This is a genomic window from Candidatus Dechloromonas phosphoritropha, from assembly GCA_016722705.1.
Lineage (GTDB): Bacteria > Pseudomonadota > Gammaproteobacteria > Burkholderiales > Rhodocyclaceae > Azonexus > Azonexus phosphoritrophus.
Genome location: JADKGN010000005.1, coordinates 46,626 through 60,538, shown reverse-complemented (window position 1 = coordinate 60,538; position 13,913 = coordinate 46,626). Strand labels below are relative to the sequence as shown.

The following is a 13,913-nucleotide window of genomic DNA, read 5'->3' as shown; positions in this document are numbered from 1 at the left end:
TTATGCCCGAAACAGAAAGGTATTTCTTCGAGATTATTCATCATATTTGACGATCTGGTTTCCATACGACAAGGCTTTGAACAGCATCATCAAGATGCTGGGTGGTCGTTGGAATGATCGCTACGGGAACTGGAACCTACCCGCTTGGCTTCGTGACAGCGTGGAAGACGCGTTGAAGACAAATAACCCGAAATATTGACAAGTCATTGGATCGAGCGCTTCGACCCTAGGATAGAGCTAGTGTTTAATTGCGTAAATTAACGATTTTATTTCTAAGTTGAGCGCCCTTGACTTCACGTTTGCGCCAAACAAAAGGAGATGCGGATTGGTTGTAGGTTGCGATAAACGCCTCGATGGCCTGTACCAACTGCTCGATGGTGGCGAAGCTGGCGCCGTTGAGTGTTTTGCGCGCGAAGATGCCGAACCAAATCTTGATCTGGTTGAGCCAACTGGCTGAAGTCGGGGTGAAGTGGAAGTGAACATTGGGATGTCGGGCCAACCACTCGTGGTTTTTCTTGTGGGTGCTGTAATTGTCAAGAATGACGTGGATTTGCTGATCGTCCGGAATATCAACGACCAACTCGTCCATGAACGCCTGAAAGTCAGGACGTTTCTTGGTGTGGGTGGTCTTCGATTTAATTTCGCCGGTCGCAACATTGAGGGCGGCGAACAAGTTGATCGTGCCATGTCGCTTGTAGGTGCTCTTCAGTCCTCGCACGATCTTGCCGCTACTGGTGCAAACATAGCCGGTTTTCCTTTCCAGCGCCTGAATCGACGGTTTTTCGTCGACGCTAAGCACGAGGGCATTTTGCGGCGGACTCAGATACAACCCGATGACGTCTGCCGACTTGGCCGCAAACTCCGGATCGGTACTCACGCACCACGAACGATGTCGCCGAAGCTGGATGCCTTCCTTTCGCAGCACACGCCACACCGCGTCATCAGAAACGTTGAGGGCTTGAGCCAGCGCGCCGCCGTCCCAGCCCGAGAACCCGGCCGGAGGCGGGGCTTCGAGTTGCTTGAGAATGCGTTGGCGCAATTCCGACGCCGGATAGACTGGCGGTTTGCCAGGCCGGGGGCGATCCCGCAATCCCGCCAAGCCTTCGCTGGAAAACCGCTTGCGCCAGGTGCTTACCGTTGCCGCCTGAATGCCAAGCTCTGCCGCCACTTCGTCGTTGCGTCGCCCCGTCAGGCACCTCAGAACAAGCTTCGCCCGCTCCACCAGGCGTGCTTCATCCGTGCGACTCTTGCTCAGCCGCTCCAGTTCCTTTCTGTCTTCTGCCGTGCAATTAATCGCCGATGCAACTCGCGACACCGCCGCCTCCATCTCGTAACACTCGATGGAGTCATCATAGTTAACTATGTTTATTAATGCAATTAAACACTAGTTCCGACGAAATGACAAGTTTGGCAATTCAATCGGACTGCTCAAGAAATACATTGGCTAGCAGCCTGTCGGACTTAACCAGAAATATGATATAATCATATCCACTATTTCAACGGGCACGGTAATGGCCTTTCAACCGATAGATCGAGATACGGACTACCTGCTCCCACCTTCGGTGCAGGATTGGTTACCCAAGGCGCACTTGGCACGGTACGTTGTGGATGTGGTCGAAGGGCTGGACCTCTCGGCGCTGGAGCGGGCCTATGCGGGCAGAGGCAGTGAGGCCTACCATCCGGCGACGCTGCTGTCGTTGCTGATCTACGGTTACGCCACGGGCACGTTCTCCAGTCGCAAGATCGAACGGGCAACGTACGACTCGCTGGCGTTCCGGTACATTGCCTGCAACCGGCATCCGGATCACGACACCCTGGCGACGTTCAGGACGCGCTTTGGCCAGGAATTTGAATCGGCGTTTGTTCAAGTGCTACAGGTGGCCCGAGAGAACCAACTCTCGCGCTTTGGCACGGTAAGCCTGGATGGCACCAAGATTCACGCCAATGCTAGCCGGCACAGCGCCTTGTCGTACGGGCATTGCGAGAAGATCGAAGCCCATCTGAAGGCCGAAGTGCAGGAACTGTTAGCGCTGGCCGCAGCGGCCGACCAGTCGGTCGTGCCGGACGGGGTCAGCATTCCCGAGGAGATCACCCGCCGGGAAGATCGCTTGGCCGCGATTGCGGCGGCCAAGGTCAAGATCGAAGCGCGAGCCCAGGAGCGGTTCGCGGGGGAACAGGCCGAGTACGAGGCCAAGATGTCGGCTCGTGTGGCCAAGGAAGCAAAGACGGGCAAGAAGCCCCGTGGCAAGGAGCCGGAGCCTCCCGAGCCGGGCCCGCGAGCCAACGACCCGATCAACCTGACCGACGAAGAATCGCGGATCATGAAGGTGGCTGGTGGCGGCTTTGAGCAGTGCTATAACGCGCAGGCGGTCGTTGACACCGAATCGATGCTCATCCTCGCCACGCATGTTACTCAAGCCACGAACGACAAAGAACAGGTTGAGCCCATGCTGGCGAAAGTTCAGGCTAACCCCGAAGGGCTAAATCAGCCCAAGACCTGGCTGGCCGACACCGGCTATTACAGCGCGAAGAACGTCGCGGCGTGTCTCGCCGCCAACAGTGAGCCGCTGATTGCCGTCCAGCGCGACGAGCACCATCCGGACTGGCGGGAACGTTTTACCGAGCCGCTGCTGCTGGCGGGCGACGCCTCGCCGGTCGAGATCATGAAACACACGCTCAAGACACGAACGGGGCGTGCCGCCTATGCGCTACGCAAACAGACGGTTGACCCGGTGTTCGGCATCATCAAGTCGGTGATGGGCTTGCGCCAGTTTCTGCTCCGCGGTCTTTCTAACGTCAAGAACGAATGGACGCTGGTTTGCCTCGCGTGGAATTTGAAGCGCATGGCCGTATTGCGTCCGCAGTGAGAAAATAGAACAGGAGCATTGCAATTCCATGAAAAAACAACCCGATTTCGCCCCAAAAGGTGTCAATTCGTCCCGGATTATGAAATCGCGCCATCGGTCGAACTCAAGCCCGACAGGCTGCTAGGGTGATAGTGCCTCCATCTGAGCCAAGGATACGCAGATGGAGGAACCTCAGTCTGCGAACTGCGGTAACTCCACTATCCGGTGCAGATCGAAGTCCTGACGCGCGCCCCTTGATAGTGTCGCCTCAAGTCTAACGAAGTCCTGTCCTTCGAGTAGCCTGGCCTTATTAGACTCCTTGCGGTAAAGCCGGACTTGCAACTGATGGGTGTTGTCTCACCAACGAAATGTTGTGTCGCCGCCCCGTGTTGCCAATGTGTCAATGCAATATTTGCCAGATTTTTTGAGGCCCTGACCGATAACTGCTCTGAGATCATCCGGTCTGCGCCTTCTGAAATACCAGACCGTTTCATCCCGTGATCGTTATAAAAATGTCTCCACCATCGCCAATTTGTCTCACCATTGTGCGATACCTGCGGGGTCTTGAAAGCCTTGTGGGAGAAGGCTCCCACTCCATCGAGGGGTCTCGGGTAAATTCACACTGATACGGCGCATCAGTATTTTTCCATGAGATCGGCGATATGTTGGACGAGCTGGCTGGAGAGCACGGATTTTGGCGCCGGCGTCAGAGGGTGCGTGCCATGGTCGTCGAACAGTACGAGGCGGTTATCGTCGCCGCCGAAACCGTGCTGGATCAGGTTGCCGGCAATCAGCGGGATACCCTTCCGTTGCCGCTTGGCCTGCGCGTATTCCTCGAGATTGCGGCTCTCGGCGGCGAAGCCGACGCAGAACGGCCCATCCTTCAGCGCCGCCACTGCGGCGAGGATGTCCGGATTTTCGATCAGCTCGATCGGTGGAATCCCGCCCGCGTCCTTCTTTAGCTTGTGTTCGGCTGCATTGGCGACCCGGTAATCGGCCACCGCGGCCACCGCGATAAAAATATCCGCAGCCGCGGCCCGTTCCAGCACGGCGGCGTGCATGTCGAGCGCGCTTCTGACATCGATGCGGTCGACGCCGAAAGGTGCGTCAAAAGCGACCGGACCGGAAACCAGCGTCACCGCGGCGCCTGCCTGGCGCGCCGCGCGCGCCACCGCATAGCCCATGCGCCCCGACGACAGGTTGGTGATGCCGCGTACCGAATCGATCGCCTCGAAGGTCGGGCCAGCGGTAAGCAAAACCTTTTTGCCGGCCAGCACCTTGGGCGTGAAGAGGGCGATCACCTCCTCGAGAATTTCGGCCGGCTCCGCCATGCGACCAACGCCGACTTCGCCGCAGGCCTGCTCGCCGCTGGCCGGACCGACGAACTGCACGCCGTCGGCCTGCAATTGCACGACATTGCGCTGCGTCGCCGGGTTTTCCCACATCTGGCGGTTCATCGCCGGGGCCAGTAGCAGCGGGCAATTGCGCGCCAGCACCATGGTGGCTAGCAGATCGTCGGCGAAGCCATTGGCACAGCGCGCCAGAAAATTGGCCGAGGCGGGAGCGACCAGGATCAGGTCGGCCGAGCGCGACAGATCGATGTGCGCCATCGCGTTTGGCATCCGCGCATCCCACTGGTCGCTGAACACCGGCTTGCCGGACAGCGCCTGGAAGGTCGTCGCCGTCACGAAATGCATCGCCCCCTCGGTCATCGCCACCTGCACCTCGGCGCCTTGTTTGCCCAGCAGGCGGAGCAACTCGGCTGCCTTGTAGGCGGCAATACCGCCAGTGACCCCGAACACGATGCGCTTTCCCTGTAATTCCATTGTCTTGCCATTAGAATGAGCGACACCCACATTCTAATGGAATTGCCATGGCGATCACCGACTGGCCGGAAGGCGAACGGCCCCGCGAGCGACTGCTGGCACACGGCGCGGAAGTGCTCTCCGACGCCGAACTGCTGGCCATCTATCTGCGCGTCGGCGTGCGCGGCAAGAGTGCCGTTGACCTCGCCCGCGAACTGCTGCTGCGCTTCGAGGGCAGCCTGAGCGCGCTGGTCGACGCCTCGCTCGAAGAACTGGCCAGCGTTTCCGGCATCGGCACCGCCAAGGCAGCGCAACTGAAAGCGAGTTTCGAACTGGCCCGGCGGGCGTTGGCTCAGGACATGACCGCCCGCGAGACCGTCTTTTCATCGCCGGGCAAGGTTCGCGACTGGCTGCGCCTAAAACTCGCAACCCGTCCGAGCGAGGTTTTCATGGCCATGTGGCTGGATGCCCAGAACCGCCTGATCAAGGCCGAGGAATTGTTCACCGGAACGCTGACGCAAACCAGCGTCTATCCACGCGAGGTGGTCAAGGCGGCGCTCGCTCAGAATGCGGCGGCCGTGATCCTCGCCCATAACCACCCTTCAGGGGTTGCAGAGCCGTCGCAGGCCGACGAAATGCTGACCCGGAATCTGAAAGCCGCGCTGGCCCTGGTCGATGTCAAGGTTCTCGATCATTTCGTCGTCGCCGGGAGCGCCCCGCCGCTTTCCTTTGCCGAGCGCGGATTGCTGTAGAAAGCAAAAAAACCTTGAAACAACCCCGGAGTCTTCGTTATACTGATGGGCTTTCTTCTAGCGATTTCTGGAGCATCGATCATGGCGCGAGTCTGCCAAGTAACGGGGAAAGCCCCGATGGTTGGGAACAAGGTTTCCCATGCCAACAATAGAACGAAGCGCCGCTTCCTGCCGAATCTGCAGTATCGGCGTTTCTGGGTCGAAAGCGAGAACCGCTTCGTCCGCCTGCGTGTTTCGAATGCCGGCCTGCGCCTCATTGACAAGAACGGTATCGATACCGTCCTCGTCGACCTGCGTGCCCGTGGCGAAGTCTGATAGGGAAGGAGAATAAAGATGGCTAGCAAGAGCAAAGGCGGTCGCGAGAAGATCAAACTGGAATCCACGGCCGGCACCGGACATTTCTATACCACTACCAAGAACAAGCGCACGACGCCGGGAAAGCTCGAGTTCATGAAGTACGACCCGGTTGTTCGCAAGCATGTCGCTTACAAGGAAATCAAGCTGAGATGATCAAGGCTGTTTCGGTATCCGGCAAAAACCCGCCTTATGGCTAGCCACTTACTTAAGGAAGCGCTGATTTAATCGGTTTACGAAATTGCCGCCCCAATGCAATCAATAGCTTACGTTGCGTGTTCGACGCGAGAAAGGAATTAATCAGCGCCTCCTTAATCTATTGAAAATGGATTAAGGGCTATCGGCCTATCGAAAGTAGAGTACCTCCTGTGGGTCGATAACCAATCCTCTCAACTTAGTCCATAGTCATACGGCGGGTTTGTAAGCAAAGGACAGGTGAGGCTTTCGCTGGTTTGGCCGAGGTCGAGCACGATCAGGGATAAATTTCTGAAGGTTTTTGACGATTTCCGAGAAGATTTCCTTGGTAACTCGGGTGGTGATTTGCTGCACACCCGCCAAGACTCGGGGCAAGATACGACGTACGGTATTGAAGGCCATCGTCCGATTCACTCGCCATGGCGAATCGCTGGGCAGCCGCTCTTCCGCAGCCAGGTAGGTGGCCAGGGCATTGAGATTGTCACACACCATCTTGGCCCCAACATCCTGGCAGGCGGCCAGCCAAGTCAGGCCGGACGTGTGCTCCAGATTGAGCCGGTGTTTGATGCGCTTGAACGCCTCCTCGATACGCCAACGGCTGTGATAAAGGGCTGAGAAGCTTGTGGCCGGATACCGCGCGGTATCAAGCAAGGAGGTCATCAAGACCCGTACCTTGCCAGTCGGCGTCACCTGACGAATCAGGCGAACCATAGAAGGCAGACGCGGACACTCGTAATCAATGGCATCCTGACGATGCGGTGGCGGCAATGTCACCTGCGCCTCATCTTCTCCGGATCGCATGAACTGGGTGATGGCAGAAAAGGAAGCGGACGAATCACAGCGTATGCAAAAGGGGATACCTCGATGCAACAGCGCCGCGACCAACCAGGCACCCGGATACCCGCGATCAAGCACCAGCATGTCCTGAGCACCGAGTCGGTCAAGCCGCTCAAACAACATCTGACGTTCGCCGACCAGCGAACTGTGCAAAATCAGCGAGTCGAACAATTCGATCCCTGGCCGAAACAAACCGAAGATGGCCGCTTCTCGAATATGGCGGCGCCCTTCCAGGTCAAGCAAGGTCAGACGTACCTTCGATGCATCCGCCGCCAAGACCCGCAAGCCTTGCCAGTCCGGCTGCTGCGGAACGACCTCATCGACCAGGCGCAGCAATTCTGTATTGAGCGGCTCAAAGAGATTGGCGACCAGATGGCTGCGCGCCTTTGAGAAGGCACTGGCCGTGATCGCCCGACAAAGGCGGGTTCTTCCGGCAAGCAGGGCAAAGCAGGAATCAAGCTCCGCCTGAACTGCGCCGCGAATGCCGGTGAGCAGGAAAGCGATCAGATTCGTGAATGGCAATTCACGGTTTCGGGTGAAAAACCGAGGCTCGCGGCGGGCGGCGGCAAGGAAATTGGCGCCATGAATGTAGTCCGTTAGCCGTGAAACGATATTGGCATATTTAGGCCGTCATATAACGCCTATTTATATCAATTGGTTACATGCTCGATTATATCTTGGCGCGGCCAGATGGCAAAGTTGCCAAAATTAGATGACAGACCGCTAAGTCAAGAGGATTGGGTCGATAACCCCCTTCGCAAGCCCCAGCCTCATTGCTGGGGTTTGCTTATCCTGTCCCAGTAAGGAGTAGTTGTAATACACGCGAAAGATATCCAGTACCTTGACGATGTTTTCCGGTCGATAGGCACTGTAACCATACCAGGTCCGGCCCGCTTTGCTAGCCGTCCCTATCGGACGCTCCAGTAGGCTCAACCGGCGCCGGACTTGCATGAAAAATCAGTCAATCGGATGCAGCGTTGCTCGCAGGTACAGCCTAGCCAGGTGCTCCTCGGACAAATCACCGTAGTCCGTCACGTAGCACATCGCTTTCTCTGGCTCGCTGGAGTTCGGCAGGGGATGAACAGCCCACCGGTCTGACCAGGGGCCAATCGTTAGTATCCGACTGAGCTCTCCACGCATCATGAGCACCTTCACCTCGTCCGGCGAAAGTCCTGGATTGGCGACGGCTGCCGCGTCGAATCCCCGCTTGGCCGCCAGCACTGCTTTTCGCTTCTCGGCCGTGGTGGTCTCTTTCAAAATGCGAACGTAGAAGGCGTCTGCTCGCCGGGCCTGAATTTCCGGCTGGAAGGCAGCTAGACATGCCGCCCGCATTCCTGAGTCCTGGTCCAGATAGAATCGAAACTTCTCTGCACCTGGTAGTAATCGTTTCAAGTGAAGGAAGTGCCCGTAAAGTGTGTACTCGGCATGAACCTGCATCCCGGTGAGCGGCAACTGCTCCTTGCTGCTCACGGATTCAAATACCTCTACGTCATTACGGCTAGTGGCAGCAACGTAGGTTCCGTCAATCGCTGCCTTCAACGAGCCCGCAACCTTGGGACGCTTCGGGCTTTTTGCCGCTGCCGCCGCGTAGTCTTGCCGCAGCCATAACCGTGCGTATCTCCTATGTGGAAAGGCCTCTGCATAATCGTGGCAGGCGACCGCATCAGCCTCGACCGCCACCGGGTCGAGTCCATAGTCAAAGTTCAGGTGCATTCCAAACACGTATCCGGTGCTCTGGTCGGCTGAGCCGGCAGCGTGAAGTACGACATTTCGCTTGTCATTACGAAAAGACCAGTTGATAGCGTAGTCCTGCCGGTCAGTCGCCAAGTAGAGGCGTGGTATCTCCAGGCCGTCTGCCAACCTACGCTCCCGGTCGGCCACAAAGGCTTGGCATTGCTGGTGAATGAAGTCCAACTTCCGATAGACCGTGCCGATGTTGATGCTGTGCTTTTCGCAGATACGGTTAAACGGAGCCTTGTTCATCAGGTCCAGAAAGATACCGCGGTTCTTATGGGGCATCCGTTGCCGGCGGGTACTTTGCCCCACCGAAAAGGTCTTGCCGCAGCGACGGCATCGGTATCGCTGGGACCCAATGTCCGTTAGGCCAAATGCGTAGTAATACGCTGTGCCGGCGGAAATGCCTACACCGTTGTTCAAGCAAGCTGGGTGAGGGCAGCAGGGCTCGGCAGGGGCATGGAGGTATGCCCCTGCCGAGCCACCTCTTCCGCGACCCCCAGGTTACTCTTGATAGGCGGGAACTCACCACAGAGCTTGCACTTCAGCACAGGGTATCCCGCCCCTGCCGCCCACACGATGTAAGCACCCGGCTCTGGTGCCGCGGGTGGAGCCTTCCGCGAACCTCCCCTTGCAGCGGTGGGCTTGGGCGGCACGCCATAGTTGCCACAGGCCGGGTTCTTGCAAAAGTTGACCTGTATCCCGTCAATCGCCGGAGGTACGCGAGACTTTGCCGAGGGCGGAATAGGGACGGTGCCGGCCCCCGCGCTAACAGCGGATGGCACTACGCTACCGGAGATTTTTCCGGCCATAAAAATACCCCGTAAGTGGTTGTCCCTACGGGGTATTGTGCTCGCTTATTAGGCGGCTTTCAACAGGTTGAGTAAGTGGCTAGACCTTATGGCGGGTTTTTTTCAGCCCGCACTTCGTCAATCCTTGCGCACGAAGAGCAGCGCGGCATAGCCGACGATGCCGCCGAACATCAGCAGCGACCAGTTGGCCATCGACAGCCCGAGGAACTCCCAGTCGCGACTGGCGCAGAAGCCGGTGGCGAGAAACAACGACGGCCATAACATGCCCAGCCAGTCGACCAGACGCTCGATGGTGTTGGGGTCGCTGTAACTGCACTCGGTCGCCAGATGCGGGAAGGCCTGCATCCACGACTGATAGCCGGCGACCGCCGCGCCGCCGGCCGCCAGCACGGCGATCGGCGGGGACCAGAGCAACCTTCCCGCAGGCACCAGTACGCCAAGCAGCGCGACCAGCCCGATGACCATGTAGAGCAGGCGCTGGAATATGCATAATGGGCACGGTGCCAGGCTTAACAGGTTCTGCAACTCCATGCCGGCCGCCACGAGGCCGAACACCCCCAGCGCCAGCGCGGCAAACCATGCCCTGACGGGCACCTCACGCCAAGGCATAGCTGCGCATCCTGACCGACATCTCCTGCAACTGGCGGATGCCGGACGCCTCTGCCTTCTGGCACCAGGCCTCAAGATCCGTAATCAACTGCTCGCGACTGGCGTTGGTCCGGTTCCATACCGCCGTGAGTTCCGCGCGCATGGCGTAAAAAGTGGCGAGATTCTGGCTTCGCGCCAGCATCTCTTCGATGCGCTTGCGCCAGTCCTCCGGAATCTGCCCAACATCGGTTTCCAGCCAGCGCTTCAGTTCCTTGTAGCTGGCTTTGTCCTGAAACCCGGCCAGTTCTTCGTGGTAAAGCTTCTTCATCGATACGGCATAGCTTGCCAGGACGTCGTAGCGATTGTTGATGACCGCTTCCAGCGTATTGCCATCGACCAGCGGGCGCGGCGTGACGAGTTTCGGCACTGGCGCCAGTTTCTTCACCCTGGCCATGCCGAGCGCGGAAAGAATGCGGATATACATCCAGCCGATATCGAATTCGTACCAGCGGTTCGACAACTTGGCCGAGGTCGCGAACGAATGGTGATTGTTGTGCAGTTCTTCGCCGCCGATCAAGATTCCCAAGGGAAAGATATTAGTCGAGGCATCGGCGCAATTGAAATTGCGGTAGCCCCAGTAGTGCCCGAGGCCATTGATGACGCCGGCCGCCCAGAAGGGAATCCAGACCATCTGCACGCCCCATATCAGGGCGCCGGGAACGGCGCCGAACAGGACGACATCGATTATCAGCATGAGGATGATGCCAGCCTTCTGACCCGGCATATAGATGTGCCGTTCCAGCCAGTCGTCCGGAGTGCCGTGGCCGTATCGGCGCAAGGTTTCCGGATTGCCCGCTTCCTTGACGTAGAGGAAAACGCCGCCCCACAGCACGCGGTTGATCCCCAGCACCTGCGGGCTGTGTGGATCAGCCGGCGTTTCGCACTTGGCGTGGTGCTTGCGATGAACCGCCGCCCACTCCTTGGTGCCCATGCCGGTCGTCAGCCATAGCCAGAAACGAAAGAAGTGCGCCGGCAACGGCGACAGGTCAAGCGCCCGGTGCGCCTGATGGCGGTGAAGAAAGATGGTCACGGAAGCGATCGTGACATGCGTGATGCCAAGGACCACCAGTACGTAGCCCCACCAAGGCAGATCAAAGACACCAGATAACATGCGGCCCCACGAAATTGAGTCAATCGCAACATTTTACGGTATCCACGCGGCCACCGGGACGAGTCGATTGCCCGGTGAAAAATGCTCTCCGAAAAGCGTCGACCGCAACAGGGTGGACCGCGACGCGGGCCGCCGTTAAGATTGGCGGATGAGCACACGAATACTCCTGGTCGAAGACGACGAACGCTTGGCCGATCTGACGGCCGAATACCTTACCAAGAACGATCTGCTGGTGACCATCGAGCCGCGCGGCGACAGGGCCGAGGCCCGCATCCTGGCCGAGCAGCCGGATCTGGTCATCCTCGACGTCATGCTCCCGGGCAAGGATGGGTTCGAGGTCTGCCGGGCCGTGCGCCCGCACTATCGCGGTGTCATTCTCATGCTCACCGCGCGCGACGAGGACTTCGACCAGATTCTCGGACTCGAGATGGGCGCCGACGACTATATCGCCAAGCCGGTCCAGCCGCGCGTGCTGCTCGCGCGCATCAAGGCCTTGCTGCGCCGCTTGCCAGCGACCGGCGGAAACCACGCCGGCGAGGCCGAAAAGATGGTCTTCGGCCATTTCCAGATCAGCCAGGCGACGCGCACCGCATCGCTGGCTGGCGAAACGATCGATCTCACCACCGCCGAATTCGACCTCCTCTGGCTCCTCGCCTCGCACGCCGGCAACGTGCTCTCGCGCGACGACCTGCTGCAGGAACTGCGCGGCATCGGCTTTGACGGCCTCGACCGTTCGATCGATGCCCGCATCTCGCGCCTGCGCAAGAAGCTGAACGACGACCCCGAGAATCCGACGCGCATCAAGACCGTTCGCGGCAAGGGCTACCTGTTCAGCAAGCATGACTGGAACTGAGCCCGGCCACGGGCAAGAAAAAAACCAGAGCCTCGCCCGCTCGCTCTTTCGCGCCGCGCCACAACGCTGGCGGGGCCGGCGCTACAGCCTATCCAAACTGTTCTTCAACTTCTACCTGCTGGCGATGGGTTCGTTCGTCGCCATCGCCTTCACCGCCGACTTCATCATCTCCACCGCACAGCGCGGCATCACCGACGACTACGCCCGCCGCTTCATGCGCGGCACCATCACGCTGATCGAGGATGAACTTTACCGGACCCCGCGCCGGGACTGGCAGCGCAAGATCAATCAGCTTGACGACAAGTTTTCCTACCGGCTCGGCATCGTCGAACGCATCAGCCTCGACCGGACCCTGACACCGGACCAGGTCAGCAAACTGGACGCCGGCGACATCGCCATCGACCACGACGGCGACATCATGTATCGCCGCCTCGGCACTAGCAGCAAGGTACTGGTCGTCGGTCCGCTGGCCGCGAACCGCAATCCAGAACTGACGGAACGGCTGCCACTCGACCTCCGCCTGCGCCTGCTGACCTGGAGCCTGATCGGCGTCATTTTCGGCATTGCCCTGTGGTTCTGGGTGCGCCCGGTCTGGCGTGATCTGGAAACCCTGCGCCAGACCGCCCGCGACCTCGGCGACGGCGATTTCGAGGCGCGCTCGCCGCCAGCCCGCAGCCAGATCTTCGCCCCGCTTTCCGACACCATGAACAGCATGGCCGAACGGGTGCAGCAACTGCTCGCCACCCACCGAGAACTTTCCTCGGCGATTTCCCACGAACTGCGCACGCCAATCGCCCGTATGCGCTTTGCGCTGGAAATGCTCAGCGACACCAATGACGAAACCGAGCGCGAGCGCTTGTGGGCCATGATGGAAGCCGACCTCGACGAACTCGACCATCTGATTGACACCAGCCTGACCTACGCCCGGTTCGAGCGCGAGGCACCCGAGCCACATTTTTCCAGCGTGCGCTTCGCCGACTGGCTGCGCGACGAGGTCGATGCCGTTCGCCTGCTCGGTCGCGATCTGACGATCACGGTCGACACCGCGAAACTGCCCGAAAACGTGGCGGTCGATATCGATCGCAAAGCGATGCCCTATGCGCTGCGCAACCTGTTACGTAATGCCTTCAAGTACGCAAGCAAGCAGATCAGCGTCAGTTCCGAACTTCACCAGGGGAACATCATCGTCCATGTTGACGACGACGGCATCGGTATTCCGCCAGAAGACCGTGAGAGCGTCTTCTCCGCATTCACCCGGCTCGACCGCTCGCGCGATCGCTCCACCGGCGGCTACGGGCTCGGTCTGGCCATCACGCGGCGCGTCCTTGAACTGCATGGCGGAACCGCCACAGCCGACGCCGCACCTCTCGGCGGCGCCCGCTTCACCCTCACCTGGCCATTGGCGCAGTAACTCCCGTCACATAGCGTCACAGAACATCAAAATCCGTTACGTCGAGGCAACGCGCGCGCTACAGACGTGGCAGGGGCGCGCCCATAGAATCATGATCATAGATAACCAGAAAATCTCCAGTAAAGAAAACAAAATCATGTGTGAAATGAATATCAGCCGGTTTCTGGAAACAGCCCGCCGGCATCTTCTGGATCAGGTTGCGGTAGAATTCGCCGCCGTTTCAGCACCAATTAGCCAGGCGGACTAATGGCCTTTGCCGATAATCTCCCGATCAGTGAAAGCCTCGGCGTCTTCGTGGGCGTTGCCGGCCTGGACTGGTTGGCCGATGGTCGCGCGGAACCGATCAATGCCTTTCTTGCCGCGGTTGCCGTCGGCGTCGCCATCGTGATCGGCCGCCATTTGCTCAAGAGACGGCGCAAGGACTGAACCATCCCTTTACCCTCCTCGAAATCCCTCGTTTCGAGACCTCCCTGTTACCCCGCCTGCATGGCGGGGTTTTTTTGTCTGTCAGTTTTCGAAACCGTCTCGCGTGGGCCCCGCCGAGAACGGCAAAAC

General features: G+C 59.0%; 12 protein-coding genes and 1 pseudogene. 7 read left to right on the top strand and 6 right to left on the bottom strand.

Features of this window, described 5'->3' with window-relative positions:
• Window positions 1-244 precede the first annotated feature (244 nt).
• Window positions 245-1,315: an IS630 family transposase gene (locus IPP03_19820; GenBank protein MBL0354783.1), complete on the bottom strand. Its 1,071-nt coding sequence runs from the start codon at window positions 1,313-1,315 to the stop codon at window positions 245-247.
• Window positions 1,316-1,511: 196 nt separating this feature from the next.
• On the opposite strand from IPP03_19820, the gene IPP03_19815 reads away from it, so the two are divergent.
• A complete protein-coding gene (locus tag IPP03_19815) occupies window positions 1,512-2,867 on the top strand; it encodes an IS1182 family transposase (GenBank protein MBL0354782.1) in 1,356 nt (451 codons plus the stop codon).
• A gap of 614 nt (window positions 2,868-3,481) precedes the next feature.
• On the opposite strand, the gene coaBC is transcribed toward IPP03_19815, so the two are convergent.
• Window positions 3,482-4,672: a bifunctional phosphopantothenoylcysteine decarboxylase/phosphopantothenate--cysteine ligase CoaBC gene (gene coaBC / locus IPP03_19810; protein MBL0354781.1), complete on the bottom strand. Its 1,191-nt coding sequence runs from the start codon at window positions 4,670-4,672 to the stop codon at window positions 3,482-3,484.
• A gap of 47 nt (window positions 4,673-4,719) precedes the next feature.
• On the opposite strand from coaBC, the gene radC reads away from it, so the two are divergent.
• The 3 genes from radC (at window position 4,720) to rpmG (ending at window position 5,913) form a co-directional block, all read left to right on the top strand.
• The gene (radC, locus tag IPP03_19805; GenBank protein MBL0354780.1) at window positions 4,720-5,403 is read left to right on the top strand and encodes a DNA repair protein RadC; all 684 of its coding nucleotides are present in this window, start codon (window positions 4,720-4,722) and stop codon (window positions 5,401-5,403) included.
• A gap of 81 nt (window positions 5,404-5,484) precedes the next feature.
• A complete protein-coding gene (gene rpmB / locus IPP03_19800; GenBank protein MBL0354779.1) occupies window positions 5,485-5,718 on the top strand; it encodes a 50S ribosomal protein L28 in 234 nt (77 codons plus the stop codon).
• Window positions 5,719-5,736: 18 nt separating this feature from the next.
• Window positions 5,737-5,913: a 50S ribosomal protein L33 gene (rpmG, locus tag IPP03_19795; protein ID MBL0354778.1), complete on the top strand. Its 177-nt coding sequence runs from the start codon at window positions 5,737-5,739 to the stop codon at window positions 5,911-5,913.
• Between the two features lie 249 nt (window positions 5,914-6,162).
• Here the strand turns inward: rpmG and IPP03_19790 are convergent, their stop codons facing one another.
• From IPP03_19790 to IPP03_19775, 4 genes and pseudogenes are all read right to left on the bottom strand, one after another.
• On the bottom strand, window positions 6,163-7,377 hold the full coding sequence (locus tag IPP03_19790; GenBank protein MBL0354777.1) for an IS4 family transposase: 1,215 nt from the start codon (window positions 7,375-7,377) through the stop codon (window positions 6,163-6,165).
• A 135-nt stretch (window positions 7,378-7,512) separates the two neighbouring features.
• Window positions 7,513-9,269 (bottom strand): annotated as a pseudogene (locus IPP03_19785) (IS1 family transposase).
• Between the two features lie 183 nt (window positions 9,270-9,452).
• The gene (locus IPP03_19780) at window positions 9,453-9,944 is read right to left on the bottom strand and encodes a disulfide bond formation protein B (protein ID MBL0354776.1); all 492 of its coding nucleotides are present in this window, start codon (window positions 9,942-9,944) and stop codon (window positions 9,453-9,455) included.
• Window positions 9,931-11,094: a fatty acid desaturase gene (locus IPP03_19775; protein ID MBL0354775.1), complete on the bottom strand. Its 1,164-nt coding sequence runs from the start codon at window positions 11,092-11,094 to the stop codon at window positions 9,931-9,933. The genes IPP03_19780 and IPP03_19775 overlap by 14 nt, the downstream gene beginning before the upstream one ends.
• 148 nt (window positions 11,095-11,242) lie before the next feature.
• On the opposite strand from IPP03_19775, the gene IPP03_19770 reads away from it, so the two are divergent.
• From IPP03_19770 to IPP03_19760, 3 genes are all read left to right on the top strand, one after another.
• The gene (locus IPP03_19770) at window positions 11,243-11,947 is read left to right on the top strand and encodes a winged helix-turn-helix domain-containing protein (GenBank protein MBL0354774.1); all 705 of its coding nucleotides are present in this window, start codon (window positions 11,243-11,245) and stop codon (window positions 11,945-11,947) included.
• Window positions 11,934-13,358, top strand: coding sequence for a two-component sensor histidine kinase (locus IPP03_19765; protein ID MBL0354773.1), 1,425 nt, complete (start codon window positions 11,934-11,936; stop codon window positions 13,356-13,358). Before IPP03_19770 ends, IPP03_19765 begins: the two co-directional genes overlap by 14 nt.
• Before the next feature lie 246 nt (window positions 13,359-13,604).
• Window positions 13,605-13,784, top strand: a complete 180-nt coding sequence (locus tag IPP03_19760; GenBank protein MBL0354772.1) for a hypothetical protein — start codon at window positions 13,605-13,607, stop codon at window positions 13,782-13,784.
• Window positions 13,785-13,913: the final 129 nt, after the last annotated feature.